Annotated in this window: 20 protein-coding genes; 12 read left to right on the top strand and 8 right to left on the bottom strand. The window is 58.9% G+C overall.

The window, feature by feature from the left end:
- Nucleotides 1–265: 265 nt before the first annotated feature.
- Entirely contained in the window at nucleotides 266–910 is a 645-nt protein-coding gene (gene yihA, locus ACYZT6_RS27630; RefSeq protein WP_462029411.1) for a ribosome biogenesis GTP-binding protein YihA/YsxC, read from the bottom strand.
- A gap of 191 nt (nucleotides 911–1,101) precedes the next feature.
- Between yihA and ACYZT6_RS27625 the strand changes: the two genes are divergently transcribed.
- The 7 genes from ACYZT6_RS27625 (at nucleotide 1,102) to ACYZT6_RS27595 (ending at nucleotide 8,358) form a co-directional block, all read left to right on the top strand.
- Entirely contained in the window at nucleotides 1,102–1,392 is a 291-nt protein-coding gene (locus tag ACYZT6_RS27625) for a c-type cytochrome (RefSeq protein WP_060540368.1), read from the top strand.
- 46 nt (nucleotides 1,393–1,438) lie between these two features.
- Nucleotides 1,439–2,050, top strand: coding sequence for a c-type cytochrome (locus ACYZT6_RS27620; protein WP_462029410.1), 612 nt, complete (start codon nucleotides 1,439–1,441; stop codon nucleotides 2,048–2,050).
- Between the two features lie 200 nt (nucleotides 2,051–2,250).
- On the top strand, nucleotides 2,251–2,892 hold the full coding sequence (locus ACYZT6_RS27615; protein ID WP_462029409.1) for a thiol:disulfide interchange protein DsbA/DsbL: 642 nt from the start codon (nucleotides 2,251–2,253) through the stop codon (nucleotides 2,890–2,892).
- Nucleotides 2,893–2,906: 14 nt separating this feature from the next.
- Entirely contained in the window at nucleotides 2,907–3,782 is an 876-nt protein-coding gene (locus ACYZT6_RS27610; RefSeq protein WP_462029408.1) for an endonuclease/exonuclease/phosphatase family protein, read from the top strand.
- Nucleotides 3,783–5,786, top strand: coding sequence for a GGDEF domain-containing protein (locus ACYZT6_RS27605; protein ID WP_462029407.1), 2,004 nt, complete (start codon nucleotides 3,783–3,785; stop codon nucleotides 5,784–5,786). It abuts the gene before it with no gap.
- Between the two features lie 103 nt (nucleotides 5,787–5,889).
- Entirely contained in the window at nucleotides 5,890–6,669 is a 780-nt protein-coding gene (locus ACYZT6_RS27600; protein WP_462029406.1) for an N-acetylmuramoyl-L-alanine amidase, read from the top strand.
- Nucleotides 6,670–6,744: 75 nt separating this feature from the next.
- On the top strand, nucleotides 6,745–8,358 hold the full coding sequence (locus tag ACYZT6_RS27595) for an EAL domain-containing protein (RefSeq protein ID WP_462029405.1): 1,614 nt from the start codon (nucleotides 6,745–6,747) through the stop codon (nucleotides 8,356–8,358).
- 15 nt (nucleotides 8,359–8,373) lie between these two features.
- Here ACYZT6_RS27595 and ACYZT6_RS27590 read toward each other — a convergent pair whose 3' ends face one another.
- Nucleotides 8,374–10,161 (bottom strand): ATP-binding protein, encoded by a 1,788-nt coding sequence (locus ACYZT6_RS27590; RefSeq protein ID WP_462029404.1) that lies wholly within the window; start codon nucleotides 10,159–10,161, stop codon nucleotides 8,374–8,376.
- A 7-nt stretch (nucleotides 10,162–10,168) separates the two neighbouring features.
- Nucleotides 10,169–11,515, bottom strand: coding sequence for a sigma-54-dependent response regulator transcription factor AlgB (algB, locus tag ACYZT6_RS27585; RefSeq protein WP_462029403.1), 1,347 nt, complete (start codon nucleotides 11,513–11,515; stop codon nucleotides 10,169–10,171).
- Nucleotides 11,516–11,980: 465 nt separating this feature from the next.
- On the opposite strand from algB, the gene ACYZT6_RS27580 reads away from it, so the two are divergent.
- From ACYZT6_RS27580 to ACYZT6_RS27560, 5 genes are all read left to right on the top strand, one after another.
- Nucleotides 11,981–12,268: a hypothetical protein gene (locus ACYZT6_RS27580; protein WP_462029402.1), complete on the top strand. Its 288-nt coding sequence runs from the start codon at nucleotides 11,981–11,983 to the stop codon at nucleotides 12,266–12,268.
- Nucleotides 12,269–12,350: 82 nt separating this feature from the next.
- The gene (locus ACYZT6_RS27575; protein ID WP_003177151.1) at nucleotides 12,351–12,515 is read left to right on the top strand and encodes a DUF1328 domain-containing protein; all 165 of its coding nucleotides are present in this window, start codon (nucleotides 12,351–12,353) and stop codon (nucleotides 12,513–12,515) included.
- 2 nt (nucleotides 12,516–12,517) lie between these two features.
- Nucleotides 12,518–12,982 (top strand): inhibitor of vertebrate lysozyme family protein, encoded by a 465-nt coding sequence (locus ACYZT6_RS27570; protein WP_462029401.1) that lies wholly within the window; start codon nucleotides 12,518–12,520, stop codon nucleotides 12,980–12,982.
- A 697-nt stretch (nucleotides 12,983–13,679) separates the two neighbouring features.
- A complete protein-coding gene (gene gltP, locus ACYZT6_RS27565) occupies nucleotides 13,680–15,011 on the top strand; it encodes a glutamate/aspartate:proton symporter GltP (RefSeq protein ID WP_462029400.1) in 1,332 nt (443 codons plus the stop codon).
- A 212-nt stretch (nucleotides 15,012–15,223) separates the two neighbouring features.
- Nucleotides 15,224–16,453 carry a nucleoside recognition domain-containing protein gene (locus ACYZT6_RS27560; RefSeq protein WP_461956458.1) on the top strand — a complete coding sequence of 410 codons (1,230 nt, stop codon included), beginning with the start codon at nucleotides 15,224–15,226 and terminating at the stop codon, nucleotides 16,451–16,453.
- Nucleotides 16,454–16,570: 117 nt separating this feature from the next.
- Here the strand turns inward: ACYZT6_RS27560 and ACYZT6_RS27555 are convergent, their stop codons facing one another.
- The 5 genes from ACYZT6_RS27555 to ACYZT6_RS27535 are packed head-to-tail and all read right to left on the bottom strand — an operon-like array spanning nucleotide 16,571 to nucleotide 21,166.
- Nucleotides 16,571–17,197: an ABC-type transport auxiliary lipoprotein family protein gene (locus ACYZT6_RS27555; protein ID WP_462029399.1), complete on the bottom strand. Its 627-nt coding sequence runs from the start codon at nucleotides 17,195–17,197 to the stop codon at nucleotides 16,571–16,573.
- Nucleotides 17,194–18,132 carry an MlaD family protein gene (locus ACYZT6_RS27550; protein ID WP_462029398.1) on the bottom strand — a complete coding sequence of 313 codons (939 nt, stop codon included), beginning with the start codon at nucleotides 18,130–18,132 and terminating at the stop codon, nucleotides 17,194–17,196. Before ACYZT6_RS27550 ends, ACYZT6_RS27555 begins: the two co-directional genes overlap by 4 nt.
- 1 nt (nucleotide 18,133) lies before the next feature.
- The gene (locus tag ACYZT6_RS27545) at nucleotides 18,134–18,937 is read right to left on the bottom strand and encodes an ABC transporter ATP-binding protein (protein WP_462029397.1); all 804 of its coding nucleotides are present in this window, start codon (nucleotides 18,935–18,937) and stop codon (nucleotides 18,134–18,136) included.
- Nucleotides 18,934–20,082: an ABC transporter permease gene (locus ACYZT6_RS27540; RefSeq protein WP_462029396.1), complete on the bottom strand. Its 1,149-nt coding sequence runs from the start codon at nucleotides 20,080–20,082 to the stop codon at nucleotides 18,934–18,936. The genes ACYZT6_RS27545 and ACYZT6_RS27540 overlap by 4 nt, the downstream gene beginning before the upstream one ends.
- 55 nt (nucleotides 20,083–20,137) lie before the next feature.
- Nucleotides 20,138–21,166, bottom strand: coding sequence for a DUF5924 family protein (locus ACYZT6_RS27535; protein ID WP_462029395.1), 1,029 nt, complete (start codon nucleotides 21,164–21,166; stop codon nucleotides 20,138–20,140).
- Nucleotides 21,167–21,497 lie beyond the last annotated feature (331 nt).

The following is a 21,497-nucleotide window of genomic DNA, read 5'->3' as shown; positions in this document are numbered from 1 at the left end:
GCTGCGGCATAGCGCCGCGGCAGAAAGGTCGAAGGGCTGTTATTTCGAAATATGCTTGGGGTTATTCCGAATGGATTTTGACCCACTCAGGAACTAAACCCGTGAACCGCCACTCAGAGTTACTGAATGGCTGGTGAAGCCCTTCGATGCTCCTATGTTGTGTTAAGTGTTGGCAGATATCTGGACCCCGCCCTAACGGTCCGGAACTTGAACCCCGGAACTTCCCCCTCCCCATAAGAAGTCCGGGGTTTTTTTTGCCTGCGATTTATTGCCCGGCAATCTCGGAGCCTTTGTCTGCCAATTCCATCCAGCCTGCCAGTACAGTGTAGGCGTCTTCCAGGCCCATGCGTTTTGGCGCCGAGAACAGCTGGATACTGATCGCATCGCCCCACCCTTTGCGGATGTCTGTCTGGACTTTGAGCAGGACGTTTTTCGCTGCGCCGTAGGTCAGCTTGTCGGCTTTGGTCAGCAAAATGTGCATCGGCATGCCGCTGGCGACGGCCCAATCGAGCATCAACAGGTCGAAGTCGGTCATTGGATGACGGATGTCCATCATCAGAATCAGACCTTTCAAACTCTCGCGACCACCCAGATAAGCTTCCAGGTGACGCTGCCAGTGCAGCTTCAACGGGATAGGTACTTTCGCGTAACCGTAACCCGGGAGGTCGACCAGACGACGATCATCGTCTAGCTTGAAGAAGTTCAAGAGCTGCGTGCGACCCGGAGTTTTCGAGGTCCGCGCCAGGCTGGCGTGCGTCAAAGTGTTCAACGCACTGGACTTGCCGGCATTGGAACGCCCGGCGAAAGCTACTTCAAAGCCTTCGTCGTCGGGACATTGGTCGACTTTGGCAGCGCTGAGCATGAAGGTGGACTGTTGGCACAGGCCGAGGATGGGGTTCTTGAGTTGCATGGGATTTCCGATGTGGGCGGCGCCGGGAATGGACGCGGCAAGCGGTGTCGTTTCCGTTTCAGTGACGCCAGTATATAATGCCGCAGATTTTGTGTGCGCTTTGTCCCAGCGTAGGATGAAGTTCACGAGAGCGATTGACCTTGATTGCGCATTAGAACGCAGAACGCTCTCAACCCTGAAAAGGTCGTTTTATGACGAAATGGCTGCTAGCTGCCGGTGTCTTGATGCCGCTTTACAGCGCTCAGGCTACACAGGATCCGGAAGCTGTGTACAACCGTGTTTGTGGTGCCTGTCATTCCGGCCAACTACCCATGGCGCCCAAAAAGGGCGATCAGGAAGCTTGGACGCCGAGGTTGGCGAAAGGTATGGAGACGCTGGTGCAACACGTGACCCAGGGTTTCAAGGCGATGCCGCCGCGTGGTTTGTGCATGGACTGCAGTGCCGAGGATTACCAAGCCATCATCCACTGGATGAGCGAGTGATCCCGGTCCATAACTCTTTAACCCTTAGCCGTAGTTGGATTAGCTGATGAACAAATTGATCGTGAGTCTGCTGTTGACCGTGGGGATCTCCGGCATAGCCCATGCTGCAGGTGATGCAACTGCTGGTCAGGCGAAAGCCGCAGTATGTGGTGCCTGTCATGGCCCGGATGGCAACAGCATGGCGCCTAACTTTCCGAAACTGGCAGGCCAGGGCGAGCGTTATCTGAACAAGCAGCTGCACGACATCAAGTCCGGCAAGCGCACCGTTCTGGAAATGACCGGCCTGCTGACCAACCTGAGCGATCAGGACCTGGCTGATATCGCCGCCTACTACGCCAGCCAGAAAGGCAGTGTTGGCGCCGCCGACCCGAAAGTCGTGTCTCGCGGTGAAGCATTGTTCCGTGGCGGCGATCTGGCCAAGGGTTTGCCAGCCTGCACCGGCTGCCACTCTCCGGACGGCAAGGGCAACGCGGCTGCCGGCTTCCCGCATCTGGGCGGTCAGCATGCTCAGTATGTTGCCAAGCAATTGACCGACTTCCGCAAAGAGGAAGGCGGTCGTGCCAACGATGGCGATACCAAACCGATGCAGAGCATTGCCAAAAAGCTGAGCGACGAAGATATCGCAGCGGTGTCCAGCTACATTCAGGGCCTGCACTAAGACCGACGAATAGGGCGTCGCGCGGGGCGTACATCTCCTGCAACGTTAACGCTCTATTAATCCGTCGCAGCAAGTATAAAAAGGGTGGCTCAGGCCGCCCTTTTTTGTGGCCGCTGCCGTTACACTACAGAACTCAAGCCCGCCAGGACCTGTCTGAAAACAGGTCGCGCGAGGCGACCAAAATTGTCCAGGAGTAAAGCATGCGTAATCTGATCATCAGCGCCGCACTCGTCGCTGCCAGCCTGTTCGGCATGACTGCCCAAGCCGCCGAAGCACCCGCCGCCCCTTATGTCGAACTGAGCAACCCGGTTCCGGTCGCCGTGCCTGGCAAGATCGAAGTCGTGGAGCTGTTCTGGTATGGCTGTCCGCATTGCTACGCTTTTGAACCAGTGATCAATCCTTGGGTTGAGAAACTGCCTTCCGACGTGAACTTCGTACGTATTCCTGCCATGTTCGGCGGCCCATGGGACGCACACGGCCAGATGTTCCTGACCCTTGAAGCGATGGGCGTCGAGAACAAGGTTCACGCTGCGGTGTTCGAAGCGATCCAGAAAGAACACAAGAAGCTGGTCGACAAGAATGAAATGGCCGACTTCCTCGCGACTCAAGGTGTAGACAAGGACAAGTTCCTGGCGACCTTCGACTCCTTCGCCATCAAGGGCCAGATCACCAAGGCTCGTGAACTGGCCAAAAAGTATGAAATCTCCGGCGTTCCAACCATGATCGTCAACGGCAAGTATCGCTTTGACGTGGGCTCTGCCGGCGGCGCCGAACAAGCCCTGCAACTGGCCGACAAACTGGTCGACAAAGAGCGAGCGGCTAATAAGGCTGCCGCCAACTAAGCGCGGCGACTGCCATGCGCCGCTGGGGTACTGAACGCGTCGTTGGCCTGCATGATCCGCGGGTCAACGAGCATCATCTGGAATCGACGGGCTTGCCCGCAGACAGTCGTCTGCGTTTGCTCAGTTTCAATATCCAGGTCGGCATCAGTACCGAGCGCTATCGGCACTACCTGACCCGAGGCTGGCAGCATCTGTTGCCGCACACCGGACGTGCCGACAACCTGCAAAAGATCGGCAATCTGCTGGGCGACTTCGACTTGGTCGCCTTGCAGGAAGCCGATGGCGGCAGCATGCGATCAGGCTACGTCAATCAGGTTGAACACCTGGCGCAGCTCGGCGCCTTCCCCTACTGGTATCAACAACTCAATCGCAACCTCGGTCGCCTCGGCCAGCACAGCAATGGCGTGCTCAGCCGCCTGCGCCCGTGGGCGATTGAAGATCATCCGCTGCCGGGGCCCAAGGGTCGCGGAGCGATTCTGGTGCGCTTTGGCGAGGGTCCGGAGGCGCTGGTAGTGGTGATGATGCACCTGGCGCTGGGCGCTCGGGCCCGCACCATGCAACTGGCTTACATCCGCGAGTTGATTGGCGGTTACAAACACCAGGTGCTGATGGGCGACATGAATACCCACGCCAGTGACTTGCTGCAAACCTCCCCGTTGCGTGACCTCGGCCTGCTCGCGCCGCAGTTGGAAGCGACCTTCCCCAGCTGGCGCCCACAGCGTTGCCTGGACCATATTCTGCTCAGCCCCACCCTGACCCTTGAAAAGGTCGAGGTGCTGGCACAACCGATTTCAGATCACCTGCCCGTCGCGGTAGAGATTCGTCTGCCGGGTTCGCTCACGGCCGATGCATTCCCCGCGTTGAGTCCTGCACCTTCGCGGATCCCATGAATGAGCGACGAAACACAGCGCTGGAAAGAGAAATACCTCAAAAGCATCGAACAACAGGAAAAGCTCGAACGCCGATGGGATGCCCGGCTCGACTTGCTGCGTCGCGGGCTGGTGCGCAGCACGCTGGCCGCAGAAGGCACCGATCGCGCCGTTGACCTGTGCATGAAGGAAATGCGCGAAGTCGTGCGCACCGATGACATGGACGCCGGCCTGGCCGCCCTGCTTCCGCGACTGGAAAAAGCCGTACTCGATTCCGAGCAACGTCGGGAAACCCGGGTCAATCAGACCAGCGCTGCATTGACAGCACTGGTGACTCAGTTGCAAACACTGCCGCTGCCTCGCGAAGTCAGCCGACCACTCAAGAACTTTGCCAAACAACTGGATGGCCGAGTCAGTCAGGCGCGTGAGATTCCGTTGCTACTCAGCGAACTGAGTGGCCTGCAAGGCAAAGCCTTGCGTCAACTTGATACTCCGGCAGAACCTGATCGTCCCGGTTTTCTGCAGCGACTGTTCGGTAACCGGGAAGCGGATGAGGCCGCGCCGCAGATCGCGACCCCTGCGGTACAAGCAGCGCCCCAACAGACTGTCGAACCGATTGCTGAAGCCCCGCGCGTAGCGGTTGACGTCGCACCCACGGCCGAGCTGTCGCCTGTCATCCAGCCAGACGCCGAACCCGCCGCTGTAACCCCTGATTCACTGGAAATACACGCCACGGAACCTGCTCCTGTAGTGGTGGCGTTTGTCCCGCTTGTGCTTCAGCCAGAAACTCCGTCTGTGCCAACTGCTGAGCCTCTGCCGAACATCGAACAACTGGCAGAACCAGCGCTTGCGGATATAACGCCAACCGAACGTGTGCAACAGGCAATCAATCCGGATGAACTGATCCCGGTGGCCGCTGAAGCGGAGCATCTCGAGCCAGAGGATATTCTTTACGCCCTGCCCGACTCGCCCGAGCCGTCCTACAGCTCGGTTGCCAAGCATATCGAAGATACGCTTCTGGGCCTGCTCGACGACCTGACGTTGCCCGAACGCCATCGACCGCAAGCCGAAGCAATGCGTGATCGCCTGCAAAACGGTTTGAATTGGTATGAATTGATCCCGATTCTCGACGATCTGGCGACTTTGATGCTGGCGATCACCGACAGCGGTCAGCACGAATTCGAAGCATACCTGCAGCAACTCAACGAACGCCTCGAATCGTTTCAGAGCAATTTGCAGGCCGCCAGCGACGGCCATGCCGATAACCGCTCCGCTGCGCGCGAAATGGATACGCAGATCCGCGAGCAAGTCGATGGACTGCAGAGCAGCATGCAGGAAGCGGCAAACCTGGACGACCTCAAGCACGTCCTGGAGAACCATCTCGAAGGCCTGCTCGGCACCATGGATCAACACCAGAAGCAGCGTGACGAACGTGAGCAGGAAGTCGCAGGACGCTTGCAAAGCCTGGCCGAACGCGTGGCGCACATGGAGCAGGAAGCGCTGGGCTACCGCGAACACCTTGAAGAACAGCGCCAGAAAGCCCTGATCGACCCACTCACCAGCCTGCCCAATCGAGCGGCCTGGACTGAAAGGCTGGAGCACGAAGTCCGCCAATGGCAGCAACACGGCAACACCCTGTTGCTGGCGATGCTCGATCTCGACCATTTCAAGCGCATCAACGATAACTACGGCCACCTGGCAGGCGACAAGGTGCTGAAAATTATCGCCAGCGTGCTGCGCAAACGCCTGCGCGGAACGGATTTCATTGCGCGGTTTGGCGGTGAGGAATTTGTCCTGTTGATGCCCGCCATGCCACTGGCAGCCGGAGCGAAACTGCTGGAGTCCTTGCGCGCATCAATCGAAGCCTGCCCTTTTCACTTCAAGGGCGAGCGCGTGACCATCACCATTTCAATGGGTGTGACTGCATTTAAAGCCGGCGAACATAGCGATCTGGTGTTGAAAAGAGCCGATCAGGCTCTATACCGCGCAAAAAATGCCGGTCGTAATCGGGTAGAGGCAGGCTGACAGCCAATTGTTCCATTTTGTTTAAAGCCGCGCTTTTGCGCTCGGCGCGCAAGGCAGTACGTTACACTGTTGCATTACTGTCTTGCGTGTATGCCTTCTTGCCATGAAATGTCTTGCCCTTATTGTGTCGCTGCTTCTGTTGGCCGGTTGTGCCGGCGGCCCCCGGATCGACACCAGCCACCCGTCAGCCAATCACGACAGTCGTATTCAGTTCGTGGTGGTGCATTACACCTCCGCTTCGCTCGAGCGTTCGCTGCAATTGCTGACCCACGGCGAAGTCAGCAGTCATTACCTGATCGGCGACAACAAAGGCGCCACCATCTATAAGCTGATGGATGAAAATCTTCGGGCCTGGCACGCAGGCGAAAGCGAATGGCAAGGCCGGACCTGGCTGAATTCCAGCTCGATCGGCATAGAAATCGTCAATCCTGGCTTCAAAGACACGCCGACCGGGCGCCTCTGGTACCCCTACAGTGAAGATCAGGTTCAGTCGTTGATCTTCCTGCTCAAGGACATCAGCAAGCGTTACAACATCAACCCACATTCCATCATCGGCCACAGCGACATCGCGCCGCTGCGCAAGCTCGACCCCGGCCCGCTGTTCCCCTGGAAGCGCCTGGCTGCAGAAGGCATCGGTATCTGGCCAAACGAGCAGGCCGTCGCCCGCCAGCAAACCCGGTTTGCAACAGAACTGCCGAGCATCAGTTGGTATCAAGGACAGCTGGCTCGAATGGGTTACGCCACGCCACAAACTGGCGAGCTAGATGTGGCCACGCGTCACGTACTGGCGGCCTTCCAGATGCATTTTCGCCCCTCCCGATTCGACGGTACACCGGACGCTCAGACTGCCGCACTCTTGCAAGTCTTGAATCAGACAAAATAATGACGCCCGCCCGACGGTAAGGGCTATTTCTCAATCAGCAGCTATAACTCATTGGTAATTCTTCGGATATCCATAATGACTGTAGCTCGAGAGACGCTTCGTAGCTGGTTCTATCGCCCTTGGTTTTTGGCGATGCTGGCTGCTGCCTTGAGCGCAACGCTATTGATGGCCGCCAGCCTGTTCATAGCGATGAATCAGGTCGAGCAGAGGGAAAGCCAGGAAATGAACGCTCAGGGCGAGCGCTTCCTCGCCCGGCTGGAGCAGCTGTTCGGGCAGCTACGGGAAAGCCTCGACGATCTGGAAGCCCAGCCCCTGAGAGGCTGCGACGACGAAATGATCGCGACCTTGCAACAGGTCAGCTTCAACTACCGATTCGTTTACGAAGCCACTTACATGGACGCGTCGCGGATCTGCTCGAATCGCCCTCGCCAGGGAGGGCAGTCGATGATTCGCACCCCGGACATCAAGGGCCCTACCTACAGTTTCTGGCTGAATACCACCACCGAACCCGATGAAAACCGTGCCGCGCTGATGCTGGGCCGCGGCAATTTTCGGGTCGCAACGTCTCGCGGCCATTTGACCGACATGGTCGATCTGTCGCCGGGAAGCAGCCTGCTGGTGGTACTTGATCATGGCACCCGTGCGATTCCTGTTCTGGGTGTCCCACAGGCCTGGCCACCCAAAGAGTCCTTGCCCCTGACAAGCCGCGACGCCTTGCAAGTGACACAAACCCGCTTGATTTACCGCATGCCCACCAACAATCCCGAATACCAATTAGTGCTGATTACCCCGCGCACGGGCATGCATGTGCCGGGAGTGTGGTGGTGGCTGCTGCCGGCCAGTCTGGCGCTGGGTGTTTTAGTCGGTTTCATGGTGTTTCTGCTGGTGCGCCAGCGACAGTCACTGGATGCTGAACTGAACGGCGCCATTCGACGAGGCGAATTACAGGTGCTGTATCAGCCAATCTTCGATCTCGACAGCCGCAACTGTGTCGGGGCCGAAGCCTTGCTGCGCTGGCGAAGGCCGGACGGCACGCTGACCAGCCCCGACCTGTTTATCCCGATGGCGGAGAACACCGGCCAGATCCGCCAGATGACCGACTTCGTATTGCAGCGACTTCTCGAACAGCTAGGGCAACTGCTACGCGCCAATCCGCAGTTGTATATCTCCGTCAACCTTGCAGCTTGCGATGTCATGGTGCCGCGTATCGGCCAGGTGATGGCACGTCTGCTGACCTTGCACCGGGTCGCTGCGCAGCAGATTTCCTTTGAGGTGACTGAGCGTGGCTTGATCGATGTGGTGGTGGCCAGGGAAAACCTGCAAGCCTTGCGCGATGTCGGGCATCAGGTGCTGATCGATGATTTCGGTACTGGCTATTGCAGTCTTGCCTACCTGCAAACCCTGCCGGTGGACTGCCTGAAAATCGACAAGGCGTTCATTGATGCGTTAGGCCATGACGCCGCCAGCAGCGGCGTGGCGCCGCACATCATTCACATGGCCCAGGCCCTGCAACTCAGGGTGATTGCCGAGGGCATTGAACATGAAGCCCAAGCGGCGTTTCTGAGCAGCGAAGGGGTGAAGTACGGTCAGGGCTGGCTGTTCGCCCATGCGCTGAGCGCCGTGCAGTTCATCGAACTGATTACCCGTGGTCGCCGAATGAGCAATCGACGTATTGATGATGAAGCCTGAGGAGGCTGCTGCGGCTCAAACCGCCAGCGCCATGTAGAACTGCGTACCCTGCCCCGGCCGCGAATAGACGCCCATCCGCCCGCCATGCAACTGTACGATTTCCTTGCACAACGCCAAACCAAGCCCGGCACCGCCCTTCTTTCGGCCAACCTGGACAAAGGGTTCGAAGATCCGACCCTGCTGACCGTAGGCAATGCCTTCACCGTTGTCTTCCACGCTGATAATCACCCGCTCCCCATGGCGTCGCGCCTGCAAACGTATCAGTCCATCCGGGGCGGTATGGCGCATAGCGTTATCGATCAGGTTATCGAGCACCCGGTCCAATTGCGCCTGGTCGGCCTGCAATCGGGGTAACGGCCCCTGCACTTCCACCAGCAGCTCGATACCCTTCTGCGCCGCAGCCCCGGCAAAACGCGCCTGAGCCTCCCCCAGTAAATCTTCGATGGAACACGGCGCCAGCGTGAGCTTCTGCAATCCGTTCTGGTAGCGAGAGAAATTCAACAGGTCGTTGATCAGCTGCATCAAGCGCTGCATTTCTTCGTTCACGGTGTCCAGCAAGTCGGCTTCGCGGGAGTCCTCGGGAAATTTCGCCCGCTCGCGAAACAGGCCGAAGGCCATGTGCATCCCGGTGACCGGGGTGCGCAGCTCATGGGAGGCGCGCAAGACAAACTCACTGCGCACCCGCTCGAAGGCACGCTGTTCGGTGACGTCATGCAACACCATCACTGCGCCGAGAATGTGGCCCTGCGTGTGGCTGACCGGGGTCAGGCTGTAGGTCAGCAACCTCGATTCACCGTCGACCTCAATGCTCAGGTCTTCCGGCGCCCGCTCCAGCGTCCCGCCGCGCAGCACCAGTTGCAGCTGCTCATCGAGTTCGGGACGTTCAAGCGCCGTACCTAGCCCTTGACCGAGGCGATCGGTGTCCCAACCCAACTGGCGCTGCGCAACTGGATTGAGGTGCTCCAAATGGCCTTCGCGGTCGATCATCAACAACCCATCGTCGATGCCGTCGAGTACCGCCTGCAAACGTTGCTGACCGGCGAGCAGTTCGTCGATGTTCATGGCCTGGTGCTCACGCAACGCCTCGGCCATGATGCCGAAGCGCTTGGTCAGCTGGTTCATTTCCTCGGCGGAGGAAATCGGCAGGGTCACTTCGAAATTACCCTGGCCGATGTTGTCGGCGGCCTGGACCAACGCTTCGATCGGGGCACCAAACCGCCGGGCGATCGCATGGGCGGTCACGAAACCGATGATCAGCACCGCCAACCCCACCAACCCGAGCAGGCCGGCAATCAGCAACGCGCGTTCACGGGCCTTACGCTCGGTATCGTTGATGTTATCCAGTGCGCGCTTTTGTTCAGTGACCAGACCGTTGCGCAAAATATTGAATTTTTCCGTCAGCGCCTCATTGCCGCTCAACGCAGGCGTCGGCGCTTGTGTCTGATCGTAGACCTGAAGAAAGTCGAGGTAATCAGCCTTGGCCTGTATGAAACCGTAGCCGCCGTTGCCGGATTGCTGAAGGGTGATGCCTTCTTCGAGCAACTCGAGGTAGTGCTTCCTGGCAGCCTCGAATGCCGCGGGATCAGGCTTATCGTCAATCATGATCATGAGCTGATCGCCCAGGGTCTGACGCAATTTCAACCCCAGGTCCAACGTGACGAAGTTGTTGCGAACCAGCACTTCCTGGGTGCCGGCCATCTGCATCACGCTGACCAGCCCGAGCAAGAGCCCGAGCAGTGCCACGGTGATCAGTGCCGAAATACTCAGAAACAGCCGAGTCCGCAGCTTCATCGCCAGTTTCATCGCAGGCTCACAAGTTGTACTGCTTGCGTTTGCGGTAGAGGGTCGAGGCATCGATGCCGAGAGTCTTGGCCGCCTGGTCCAGTGTGTCGGCGGTGGCGAGGACGGCACCAATGTGGGCTTTCTCCAGCTCATCCAGACTCAACGCCGCACCAATACGCGGCGCGTTGTTGGTCGGAGTTTCGGCCATGCCCAAGTGGCTGATTTCGACCCGTTCCTGGGGACAGATAATGCTCGCGCGCTCCACCACGTTCCGCAGTTCGCGAATGTTGCCGGGCCAGCGGTAACCCAGCAACGCTTCGCGGGCCTCGTCGCTGAAGCCCCGGGCCGGACGCGCGTACTCCTTGACGAAGCGAGCCAGGAAACGGTCGGCCAGGTTCAGAATGTCTTCGCGGCGCTCGCGCAGTGGCGGCAAGTGCAACGTGATGACGTTCAGGCGATAGAGCAGGTCTTCACGGAAACGACCGTCGCGCACCATGTCTTCGAGGTTCAGGTTGGTCGCCGCGAGGATTCGCACATCGGCACGGCGGGTCACCGGATCGCCGACGCGCTCGTATTCCTTGTCCTGAATGAAACGCAGCAACTTGGGTTGCAATGTAAGTGGAAAATCGCCGATCTCGTCGAGAAACAACGTACCGCCATCCGCCTGATTGACCCGCCCCAATGTGCTCTCACTGGCACCGGTGAACGCGCCTCGGCTGTGGCCGAAGAGTTCACTTTCCATTAATTCCGCGGTCAGTGACGGGCAGTTGATGGTGACGCAGGATTTCTTCTGGCGCTTGCTCCAGCCGTGAATGGCATGGGACAGCTCGCCTTTACCGGTGCCGCTCTCGCCTAGGATCAGAATGTTGGCGTCAGTGCTGGCGACCTGGCGTGCGGTTTCGAGTACCACTTTCATGGCCGGGCTATGGGAATCCAGACCGTCCTTGGGTTTACGCACTTCGCCTTCAAGCGCTTCCAGGCGGGCCGAAAGCTGCCGCACTTCCAGCTGCTTGGCGGTGGCCAGGCGCAGTTGGTCGGGACTGCAAGGTTTGACGAGGTAGTCGGCGGCACCGGCCTGGATCGCATCCACGGCGGTGTCCACCGCCGAGTGAGCGGTGACGATCACCACCCGCATCCATGGGGCCTGGATGCGCATTTGGGCCAGAACATCCAGGCCATTGTCTTCACCCAGGCGCAGATCCAGGAAGCACAGATCGAACACCTGACGTTGCAGCAAAGCATCGGCCTGCGCCGCGCTGTTCGCGGTGGCCACGCTATAGCCTTCATCTTCGAGGCAATAACGGAAGGTTCGCAGAATGGCGGATTCGTCATCCACCAGCAGAATGCGGCCTTGATGCTCAGTGGCTGATTCCATGTTCCTGCGCTCCTTTAATGAATGATCTTGGTCAGTAGTCTAATGAATGATCTGGGTTAGTCCCGGAAAAATCGGGCAAGTTGCATGGTTGATTCTGATCCTTTCCAGCCATGGCAGGGTAGCTGTCTACTCACCCATTAGCTAATGGGCTGATTTCCCTGGCTTTTTACCAAAAGAATAGCTTTACGGCGACTTCCCACGTCCTTTTCTGACATCTACGCCCTCCTCTCAATTCAAAAATATTCAAAGTTCCTGGCAATTGATCGTGCAATACGCACGACCCTATACGACCCATCGTGCAGGATGCGTCCGACGTGATTTTCGCACTTGAACTAACTTATTGATTTAAAACGTTTTTTTTCTAATAAAAAGCTGGCATGCAGGCTGCAATAGTCTGGGTAATCAGGGCCATTTTGAATCGACGCCCACTAACAAGATCACCACCAGAGTGGGAGGAGTTTCAGGATGAATCGCCAACGTGTCGCCCCATTGCGCATCTCGCCTTTGCATATTCAACAAGGACTGTTTGGCGTTCTGGCGCTGTTGATCACGCTGATCGCTGGCCAGCAGTTCCTTCTGTGGGAACAGAGCCAGCAACCCGAGGCGCCGCACGTGTCGATTCAACGCGCAACCCAGACCCACTTCAGCGCCGTCAGCAGCAACCAGGCTGACCTCGCCCCGATGCGAATGATGGACGTCGACCAGGCCCAGCCTGTGGATGAGATGCCTCGTCAGGAACGTTGGGTGTTCTGAGCAAACGAACTTGGCGCGTTCGATGCGCCGGGAAAAGCACCACAAGCAGCATCTCTAATATAGAAGCGTAAGGAGAATCACCATGTTGAGCTGGGCAATCACATTCTTGATCATTGCCATCATCGCCGCCGTACTGGGCTTCGGTGGTATCGCGGGCACCGCCACGGGTATCGCCAAGATTCTCTTTGTCGTGTTCCTGGTGATGTTCATTGCTTCGTTCTTCTTTGGCCGTCGCGGTCGAGGTTGAATATGAGCGTTTTGTTTAAGACTCTGGCAGCCGCCCTGCTTCTGGGCGGTAGTGCCATGGCGATAGCGGCCAATGATGGCCAGACGCGGGTCAGCGAATTGCTGAATTCGAACCCGCAGTACCGTGAAACCTGGACTGAAGTCGTTAAAAAGGAAGAACGACTGCCGGAATGGGTGATGAACCTGTCTGGCGATGCAGAGCAAATGAATGCGGTTGAAGAAGATGGCGACAAGTACCTGGTCGGGCCGCTTTGCGAAACGCAAACGACGTGCCTGAACAAGCGCTTGATCGTGGCCTTCAGCTTCGACAAAAAGGACGCCTACGCCATGCTGGTCGAAGTGCCTGCAGGACTACCGGCCGACAAGTCGCCCACGCGACATGCCGATTACCGCTTCCTCGGGAAACCTGACCAAGGCATGCAGGACCTGTTGATGGAACAACTCAAGAAAGATCCGAACTGGTACTGAGTTTGTAACACGAGAGGAGCAGCATGCTCCTTTCCAGTGCGCCACCCGAGGAAGGCAGGCGCATGACCAAGGGGTCGGGACGTTCTGACTGTTTCAGGGTCGGAGTGACCTACGGGCACATGGAGTGTCTGCGTAAGGGCCGGGTCAGGTATAAAGCTGCGACGCAAGTTCGCCAGCCCCAAGTGGCTCGACGGACTTGCGAAGAGCTTCAACGTGCAAAACGTTGATCCAGAGCACTTCGCTCATTCCCCTCTGCTGCATATTCCCCGCAAAACCGTTTCGCGGTGTTTCTTCACGACCGTATATCGAGAAACCTCCGACTTTCTGCATAAGAGTTTTCGCTGCGAAACGTAGGCTTTTTCCCAAGTTTTGCTAAGAAATCAACTGTTTAAAAAACAACCAGCCTCCTCTGAAATGGCCGGTTCACGGCACTTATGCCTGCCGAAATGTCGTATTCGAACCGATTGGGACGCGAGTTTCAATTGAAAAAGCTCATGCCGATTCGGCATAGGGTAGGCGTTTACGGCATTAGACGTCGCTTCCTTGCATCGGAATAGTTGCGCCTTTTTTCGCCTGCCAGAGAGCCGTAATAAAGCGCTCCGGGGCACCTTATACGGGGGCAGATGCACAGACTTTTTCGCCACAAGCGTTCCAGTTCTTGCATTCGCCTGAGTCAAACGCAAGTAAGGGTAAAGATATGAAGAAGGCAAAGCTCAGCCTCGCCTGGCAGATCCTCATTGGTCTGGTTCTGGGGATAGCAATCGGTGCGCTGCTCAACCATTTCAGTGCCGAAAAAGCCTGGTGGATCAGCAACGTCCTGCAACCGGCAGGCGATATCTTTATCCGTCTGATCAAGATGATCGTGATTCCGATCGTCATCTCCTCGCTGATCGTCGGCATTGCGGGCGTAGGTGATGCGAAGAAACTCGGGCGTATCGGCCTCAAGACCATCATTTACTTCGAGATCGTCACCACCATCGCCATCCTGGTCGGTCTGGTGCTGGCCAACGTGTTCCATCCGGGCACCGGCATCGACATGAGCACCCTCGGTACGGTGGATATTTCCAAGTACCAGGCGACGGCTGCCGAGGTTCAGCATGAACACGCGTTCATCGAAACCATCCTCAACCTGATTCCGTCGAACATCTTCGCGGCCATGGCCCGCGGCGAAATGCTGCCGATCATCTTCTTCTCCGTGTTGTTCGGTCTCGGCTTGTCGAGCCTGCAATCGGACCTGCGCGAGCCGCTGGTGAAGATGTTCCAGGGCGTCTCCGAGAGCATGTTCAAAGTCACCCACATGATCATGAACTACGCCCCGATCGGCGTGTTCGCACTGATCGCGGTGACCGTGGCCAACTTCGGTTTCGCTTCCCTGGTACCGCTGGCCAAACTGGTGATCCTGGTTTACGTCGCCATCGCCTTCTTCGCCTTTGTGGTGCTGGGCCTGATCGCCAAGCTGTTCGGCTTCTCGGTGATCAAGCTGATGCGCATCTTCAAGGATGAGCTGGTACTGGCTTACTCCACCGCCAGCTCCGAAACCGTGCTGCCGCGCGTGATCGAGAAAATGGAAGCCTACGGCGCGCCGAAAGCCATTTGCAGCTTTGTGGTGCCGACCGGTTATTCGTTCAACCTCGACGGTTCGACCCTGTACCAGAGCATCGCGGCCATCTTCATTGCCCAGCTCTACGGCATCGACCTGTCGATCAGCCAGCAACTGCTGCTGGTGCTGACCCTGATGGTGACCTCCAAAGGCATCGCCGGTGTACCGGGCGTATCCTTCGTGGTGCTGCTGGCCACTCTGGGCAGCGTGGGTATTCCGCTCGAAGGCCTGGCGTTCATCGCCGGTGTCGACCGCATCATGGACATGGCACGTACCGCGTTGAACGTGATCGGCAATGCCCTGGCCGTGCTGGTCATCTCCCGTTGGGAAGGCATGTACGACGACGCCAAGGGCCAGCGCTACTGGAACTCGCTGCCGCACTGGCGCAGTAAGGAAAAACTGCCTGCTGGCGAGATTTCCAAGGGCTGATGCTCTGCCCTTGTAGGAGCGAGGCTTGCCCGCGAAGAGGCCGGAACATTCAACATCTATGTTGATTGACACACCGCCTTCGCGGGCAAGCCTCGCTCCTACAGGATTCAGGTGCGACCAGCGCTCGTTAAAACAAACCCCGGAGAAATCCGGGGTTTGTCGTTTCTGGCTACCCCGCTATCATTCGCGGCATTCTTCGGGAGATTTAACTGATGCTCAATGGCCTGTGGCTTGGCTTCTTCATCGTGGCTGCCGTTTCGGCGCTGGCGCAATGGCTGATCGGCGGTAATGCCGGGATCTTCGCGGCGATGGTGGAAAGCATTTTCGCCATGGCCAAGTTATCCGTCGAGGTCATGGTCCTGCTGTTCGGCACCCTGACCCTCTGGCTGGGCTTTCTGCGAATCGCCGAGAAGGCCGGGATCGTCGAATGGCTGGCCAAGGCGCTGGGCCCCTTGTTCCTGCGCCTGATGCCGGAAGTGCCGGCCGGTCACCCGGCCATTGGCCTGATCACGCTCAACTTCGCCGCCAATGGCCTGGGGCTGGACAACGCCGCCACGCCGATCGGCCTTAAAGCCATGAAGTCGCTGCAAGAGCTCAACCCCAGCGACACCATCGCCAGCAACGCGCAGATCCTCTTTCTGGTACTCAACGCCTCATCGCTGACCCTGCTGCCGGTGACGATCTTCATGTACCGCGCCCAGCAAGGTGCGCCTGATCCGACGCTGGTGTTTCTGCCCATCCTGCTGGCAACAAGCTGCTCAACTCTGGTCGGCTTGCTGTCGGTGGCGTTCATGCAGCGTCTGCGCCTGTGGGACCCAGTGGTGCTCGCCTACCTGATTCCCGGTGCCCTGGCCCTCGGTGGCTTCATGGCGCTGCTGGCGACGCTCTCGGCGACCGCTCTGGCCGGCCTGTCATCGATCCTCGGCAACCTGACGCTGTTCGGGCTGATCATGCTGTTTCTGGTGATCGGCGCATTGCGCAAAGTGAAGGTCTACGAAGCGTTCGTCGAAGGCGCGAAAGAAGGCTTCGACGTGGCCAAGAACTTGCTGCCCTATCTGGTGGCGATGCTTTGCGCCGTCGGTGTACTGCGGGCGTCCGGGGCGCTGGACTTCGGTCTGGACGGGATACGGCATCTGGTGGAGTGGGCCGGTTGGGACACGCGCTTCGTCGATGCCTTGCCAACAGCAATGGTCAAACCATTCTCCGGCAGCGCCGCGCGGGCAATGTTGATCGAGACCATGAAGACGTCAGGGGTGGACAGCTTCCCGGCGCTGGTGGCGGCGACGATTCAGGGCAGTACTGAAACGACGTTCTATGTACTGGCGGTGTACTTCGGTGCGGTGGGGATTCAGCGGGCACGGCATGCGGTGGGGTGTGCGTTGCTGGCGGAGCTTGCCGGTGTCCTCGGCGCAATCGGCGTTTGCTACTGGTTCTTCGGTTAAGCGCACATCCCTGTGGGAGCGGGCTTGCCCGCGATAGCGATTTATCCTTCAGCATAAATGTTGTTTGACACTACGCCATCGCGGGCAAGCCCGCTCCCACAGGGATCATGGTTGGCTTCAAGGGCGAGGAGGCGGGGCGACTTTCTGGCCTTGCTCAACCGCCCAACGCACCACCTGCGCCGTCAACTGATCATTGGCCTGGCCAAACCCGGCTACCACCGCCGGCACCTTCACATCGTTCAATGGCTGACGCACTTCAAAGCGTCGGCTGGCGAGGATGCGCTGGTCATACCCGCGCACCAGCAACGCATCCAGCCGCACGACCACGCTCGCAGCGGTGCCTTGGTACTCCGTCTGGAACGCCTGCAGGCTTCCGCCCAACTCCAGGTCTGCCTGGAAGTTGCTGTCATCCGTGCTCAGCAACGGCACCCGACCGTCCCGCTGGAAACCATCCAGCAGCCGATTGCGCAGCAACACCGGCGCCGGATCGCTCCAGCGCGAGGCGGTGTAGCTGCTGATCAGGTCTCCTTGCGGGATCACGGCAATTTTCGGGCTGTTCAACGCTTCGCTGGCCTGAGGTTTGGTCAGGCGCAGCGACCAGCGTTGTGGTGCGCCGGGATTGGCCGATACGCTGCTCTGGGCCGATGGCAAACGATAGACATCCGACGGCTCGGACTTGGGCAAGATCGAGCAAGAGCTGACCAACGTGAAGCTGGCGAGGAGGGCGAGGTGCGCAAGCTTCATGGCGTGAACTCCTTGTTCTTGTCATTGCCCAGCAAGTAACCGCTGGGGTTGGCTTCCAGGCGTTGGGAAATGGCCCGTAACGACGTCAGGGTATCGCGCAGTTCACGCACCGCCGGCGCCAGGCCATTGAGGCCCTGCATGCCGCTGTTCAGAGAATCCTGATTGGTCGTGAGCAACTTGTTGATGGTCGCGCTGCTTTGCTCCAGCGATTTCATCGCCTGCTCGGCGCTGCCGAACATCTGCTTGCCCTGATCGTTGAGCAGGCCGTTGGCGTTACGCATCAACGCCGACGTCTGCTCCAGCATGGCGCCAGCCTGCTTGCCGACCGACGCCAGTTGCTGCATCGCCTGACGAATATCGCCGCGCTGGTCGGCGATGGTGCCAGTGGTTTGTTCCAAGTGTTCCAGTGTCTTGCTGATGCGCTCGACGTTATCCGTGGAAAACATCAGGTTGGCGTTATGCATCAGCGTGTTCACGCCAGCCATCAGGTCGCCGCTGTCGTTCAGCAGTCGGGCGATGGGCGAGGGCGACGCGATAATCACCGGCAGATGGCCGTCCTTGCCCTTGAGGTTCGGACTTTGCGGCGTACCGCCGCTGAGCTGGATGATCGAAGTGCCAGTGATCCCGGTCAGTGCCAATATGGCCCGGGTGTCTTCCTTGATCGGTGTATCGCCGCCCAGGCGAATTCGCGCCAACACCCGGCGCGGGTCTTTCGGGTCCAGGCGCAACGTCACGACGTCGCCGACTTTGATCCCGCTGTATTGCACCGCGCTGCCCTTGGACAAGCCGCTAACCGCCTCATTGAAGACGACTTCGTAATCCTTGAATTCGGTGTCGACGCTGGACTTGGCCAGCCACAGACCGAAGAGCAGGGCGCCTGCCACCACAATCACGGTGAACAGGCCGATCAATACATGATGGGCTCGGGTTTCCATGTCAGACCTCGTTCAACTGTTGAGCGGCCGTCAGTGCCGCGCGGCCGCGAGGGCCATGGAAGTATTCGTGAATCCACGCATCGTCGGTTTCCGAGACTTTGTCGATGGCATCCGCCACCAGCACTTTCTTCTGCGCCAGCACCGCCACCCGGTCGGTGATGGTGTAGAGCGTGTCGAGGTCGTGGGTCACCAGAAACACACTCAGGCCCAAGGCATCGCGAAGTGTCAGGATCAATTGATCGAAGGCCGCGGCGCCAATCGGATCGAGGCCGGCAGTGGGTTCGTCGAGGAACAGGATGTCCGGGTCAAGCGCCAAGGCGCGGGCCAGCGCCGCACGCTTGATCATGCCGCCGGACAGCGAAGCCGGGTATTTGTCCGCCGCCGACAGCGGCAGCCCGGCCAAGGCCAGTTTCACCGCCGCCAGGTGCTCGGCGTCTTCACGGCTCAGCCCGGCGTGTTCGATCAAGGGCAGGGCGACGTTCTCGGTCACGGTCAGCGAAGAGAACAGGGCGCCTTTCTGGAACAGCACGCCGAAGCGCCGTTCGACCATCGAGCGCTCGTGTTCGGACAGCGTCGGCAGGTTCTTGCCGAAGACCTTGACCATCCCTTCGCTGGGCTGGCGCAAGCCGACGATGCTGCGCAGCAGCACCGATTTGCCGCTGCCGGAACCGCCCACCACGGCGAGGATTTCACCTTTGTACAAATCGAGATCGAGGTTCTCGTGCACGCTCTGGCTGCCGAAGCGATTGCACAGCCCACGGACTTCGATCACCGCCTCGGAGGGCGCTCGGGGTAGACGACTCACCAGCCCATCTCCATGAAAAACAGCGCGGCCACGGCGTCGAGCACGATCACCACGAAAATCGACTGCACCACGCTCGACGTGGTGTGCGCGCCAACGGATTCGGCGCTGCCACTGACCTTGAAGCCTTCGAGGCAACCGATCGCGGCGATCAGGAAGGCGAAGATCGGCGCTTTGACGATCCCCACCAGAAAGTGCTGAACGCCAATATCGGTTTGCAGCAGCGACAGGAACATAGCGGGCGAAATATCCAGCGACACCGCGCACACCACGCCGCCGCCGATAATCCCCGAGAGCATCGCCAGAAAGGTCAGCATCGGCAGCGCCACGAGCAACGCCAACACCCGCGGCACCACCAGCAACTCCATCGGATCGAGGCCCAACGTGCGGATCGCGTCGATTTCTTCGTTGGCTTTCATCGAGCCGATCTGCGCGGTGAACGCACTCGCCGTACGCCCGGCCATCAGGATCGCGGTCAGCAACACACCGAACTCACGCAGGAAGGAGAACGCCACCAGGTCCACGGTAAAAATACTCGCACCGAAACTCGCCAACACCGTCGCGCCGAGAAACGCCACTACGGCGCCGACCAGAAAGGTCAGCAGGGCCACGATGGGCGCGGCGTCGAGGCCGGTCTGTTCGATGTGCGCAACCATTGGTGTGATGCGCCAGCGCTTGGGGCGAAACAACCCGCGAGCGATGGTTTCGAGGATCAGACCGACAAAGCCCAACAGTTGCAGGGTGTCCTGCCAGACCGTATCGACCGCGCGACCGATGCGGGTCAGCAGCTGAATGCCGACGCTGATTTCCGGTTCCTTGATCGGCACACAAAAGTCGCTGAGCGAGCAATAGACCGTCTGCAACAAGGCGCGGTCGGCAGAGGACAGCTTGCAATCGGGATGTTCGGCGGATCGGCCCAAACGCTCGGACCCAAGCAATTCGACCAGCAGCGACGCACCGGCAGTGTCGAGCGCACCGAGGCCATTGAGGTCGATGTGCGTGCTGTCGTCGTATTGGTCGCGGAGTTTTTCGCTCAGGTCTTTGAGATCGGCGTAATGGGCGAGCGTCCAGTCACCCGTGACCCGCAGTTGTGCGGGTGAGTGAGAGGCGTCTAGCTGGGCATTACCGGCCATTGTGCTGCTGGTCATAAGCTCCGTGCTTGTTCGGCTATTTGCGCAGATCTACGTAATAGCACGAACCGGATTACTTTTCTTTGATCGGTGTGCTGTCCGTGATTTTGAAGCGCAACACACCGATCAACTGGCCGTCTTCGGTGAGCACCCGGACCTGCCACTTACCCGCAGGGTTACCGGGGAAGTTCTGCTTGTGGGTCCAGGCCCTGTAGCCTTCCTTGCGCCCGCCGTGGATGTCCAGCGGGATGCGATCGACCTCTTTGCCGTTGAACGTCCACACGTGATAAATCCGTTCGTCCAGACCGCGTGGAGCGTTGATCGCGGTGTAGGCGTACAGGCCGTCGCCACGGATCTGCTCGGCGCTGACTTCTTCCAGGCTTTTGCCTGGCGTGCGGTCCTGCAGCTGAGTGCTGATCGCCACATCGGTCATCCACAGCGTTGCAGGCGGCACCCATGAGCGCAGCACCCAACCCACGCCGCCGATGCCGACGGTGATACTCAGGATCGCCAACGCGTTGCGCACCGTGCGGATCGGGAAGATCGACGCCAGGCTCGGGAACGACAGGACAACGGCCGTGCCCAGCGCCAGTTTGAAGCTCTGGGAGGTGGTCAGGTGTAGGATGACGGGCAGGGCGGTCAGCAGCGCCGCGAACAAGGTCAGCGTATGTAACGCCAGGAACGCCCAGCGCCGCGGCGCCAGCCATTTGTAGTAGAGCGGGTCGATGATGGAAATCAGCGCCGCCATGCTCAGCAACCCGGTGAAGAACAACTGGGCGCTGTTCCAGGTCGTGGTGATGAAAAAGAACGGCAGGACGAAAAAAAGGCTTTCCTGGTGGATCATCTGCGTGGCGTAACGCAGCAAAGGCTGGGGGATTTCGCGCTTGAAAAGCCTGGCGAATAACTTGGTGAGGCTGTTTTCCAGCATCAGCCAGATCCAGCTGAGCACCATGATGATGGTGATCCAGGTCGCCAGGCCCTGTTGACGATCCACCAGAATGAAGCTGCCGACCCCGGAGATAAAACCACCAAGCGCAATGACCCCTGGATAGCGCTTCATCAATTCCAGGATGCGCTGGACGTACAGGGTCAGAGTAGGCATTCGGCGGTTCACAATAGTCGTGGGGAAAATCCTCGACAGAGTACCGCCCGTGGAGCGGTGTGGCGAGGTCCGCAATCCGATCATAAAACCCTGCAGCTGGCGTAGCCTGCGTTCGGCTGCGCAGCAGTCGCCAAACCATTCACCGCGGTGTATCAGGTGCATGTGACAAAACGAATTGGCGACTGCTTCGCAGTCGAACGCAGGCTACGCCAGCTGCTATGTATGGACTCGCCCCCACTGTCTACCCGCTTTTGAAAAACCGCCGCCCCGTTGCATCTATGTATTAGGCCTATTCGAGGAAGCCGTCTTCGGCTTCTGGCCAAAATTGGAA

This window comes from Pseudomonas sp. RT6P73, assembly GCF_054897715.1.
This window is presented reverse-complemented; position numbering and strand designations above follow the sequence as displayed.

Bases quoted from the DNA above. Each gene is read 5' to 3' on its own strand.
- yihA (WP_462029411.1), bottom strand. From the start codon at position 910: ATGCAACTCAAGAACCCCATCCTCGGCCTGTGCCAACAGTCCACCTTC.
- ACYZT6_RS27625 (WP_060540368.1), top strand. From the start codon at position 1,102: ATGACGAAATGGCTGCTAGCTGCCGGTGTCTTGATGCCGCTTTACAGC.
- ACYZT6_RS27620 (WP_462029410.1), top strand. From the start codon at position 1,439: ATGAACAAATTGATCGTGAGTCTGCTGTTGACCGTGGGGATCTCCGGC.
- ACYZT6_RS27615 (WP_462029409.1), top strand. From the start codon at position 2,251: ATGCGTAATCTGATCATCAGCGCCGCACTCGTCGCTGCCAGCCTGTTC.
- ACYZT6_RS27610 (WP_462029408.1), top strand. From the start codon at position 2,907: ATGCGCCGCTGGGGTACTGAACGCGTCGTTGGCCTGCATGATCCGCGG.
- ACYZT6_RS27605 (WP_462029407.1), top strand. From the start codon at position 3,783: ATGAGCGACGAAACACAGCGCTGGAAAGAGAAATACCTCAAAAGCATC.
- ACYZT6_RS27600 (WP_462029406.1), top strand. From the start codon at position 5,890: ATGAAATGTCTTGCCCTTATTGTGTCGCTGCTTCTGTTGGCCGGTTGT.
- ACYZT6_RS27595 (WP_462029405.1), top strand. From the start codon at position 6,745: ATGACTGTAGCTCGAGAGACGCTTCGTAGCTGGTTCTATCGCCCTTGG.
- ACYZT6_RS27590 (WP_462029404.1), bottom strand. From the start codon at position 10,161: ATGAAACTGGCGATGAAGCTGCGGACTCGGCTGTTTCTGAGTATTTCG.
- algB (WP_462029403.1), bottom strand. From the start codon at position 11,515: ATGGAATCAGCCACTGAGCATCAAGGCCGCATTCTGCTGGTGGATGAC.
- ACYZT6_RS27580 (WP_462029402.1), top strand. From the start codon at position 11,981: ATGAATCGCCAACGTGTCGCCCCATTGCGCATCTCGCCTTTGCATATT.
- ACYZT6_RS27575 (WP_003177151.1), top strand. From the start codon at position 12,351: ATGTTGAGCTGGGCAATCACATTCTTGATCATTGCCATCATCGCCGCC.
- ACYZT6_RS27570 (WP_462029401.1), top strand. From the start codon at position 12,518: ATGAGCGTTTTGTTTAAGACTCTGGCAGCCGCCCTGCTTCTGGGCGGT.
- gltP (WP_462029400.1), top strand. From the start codon at position 13,680: ATGAAGAAGGCAAAGCTCAGCCTCGCCTGGCAGATCCTCATTGGTCTG.
- ACYZT6_RS27560 (WP_461956458.1), top strand. From the start codon at position 15,224: ATGCTCAATGGCCTGTGGCTTGGCTTCTTCATCGTGGCTGCCGTTTCG.
- ACYZT6_RS27555 (WP_462029399.1), bottom strand. From the start codon at position 17,197: ATGAAGCTTGCGCACCTCGCCCTCCTCGCCAGCTTCACGTTGGTCAGC.
- ACYZT6_RS27550 (WP_462029398.1), bottom strand. From the start codon at position 18,132: ATGGAAACCCGAGCCCATCATGTATTGATCGGCCTGTTCACCGTGATT.
- ACYZT6_RS27540 (WP_462029396.1), bottom strand. From the start codon at position 20,082: ATGACCAGCAGCACAATGGCCGGTAATGCCCAGCTAGACGCCTCTCAC.
- ACYZT6_RS27535 (WP_462029395.1), bottom strand. From the start codon at position 21,166: ATGCCTACTCTGACCCTGTACGTCCAGCGCATCCTGGAATTGATGAAG.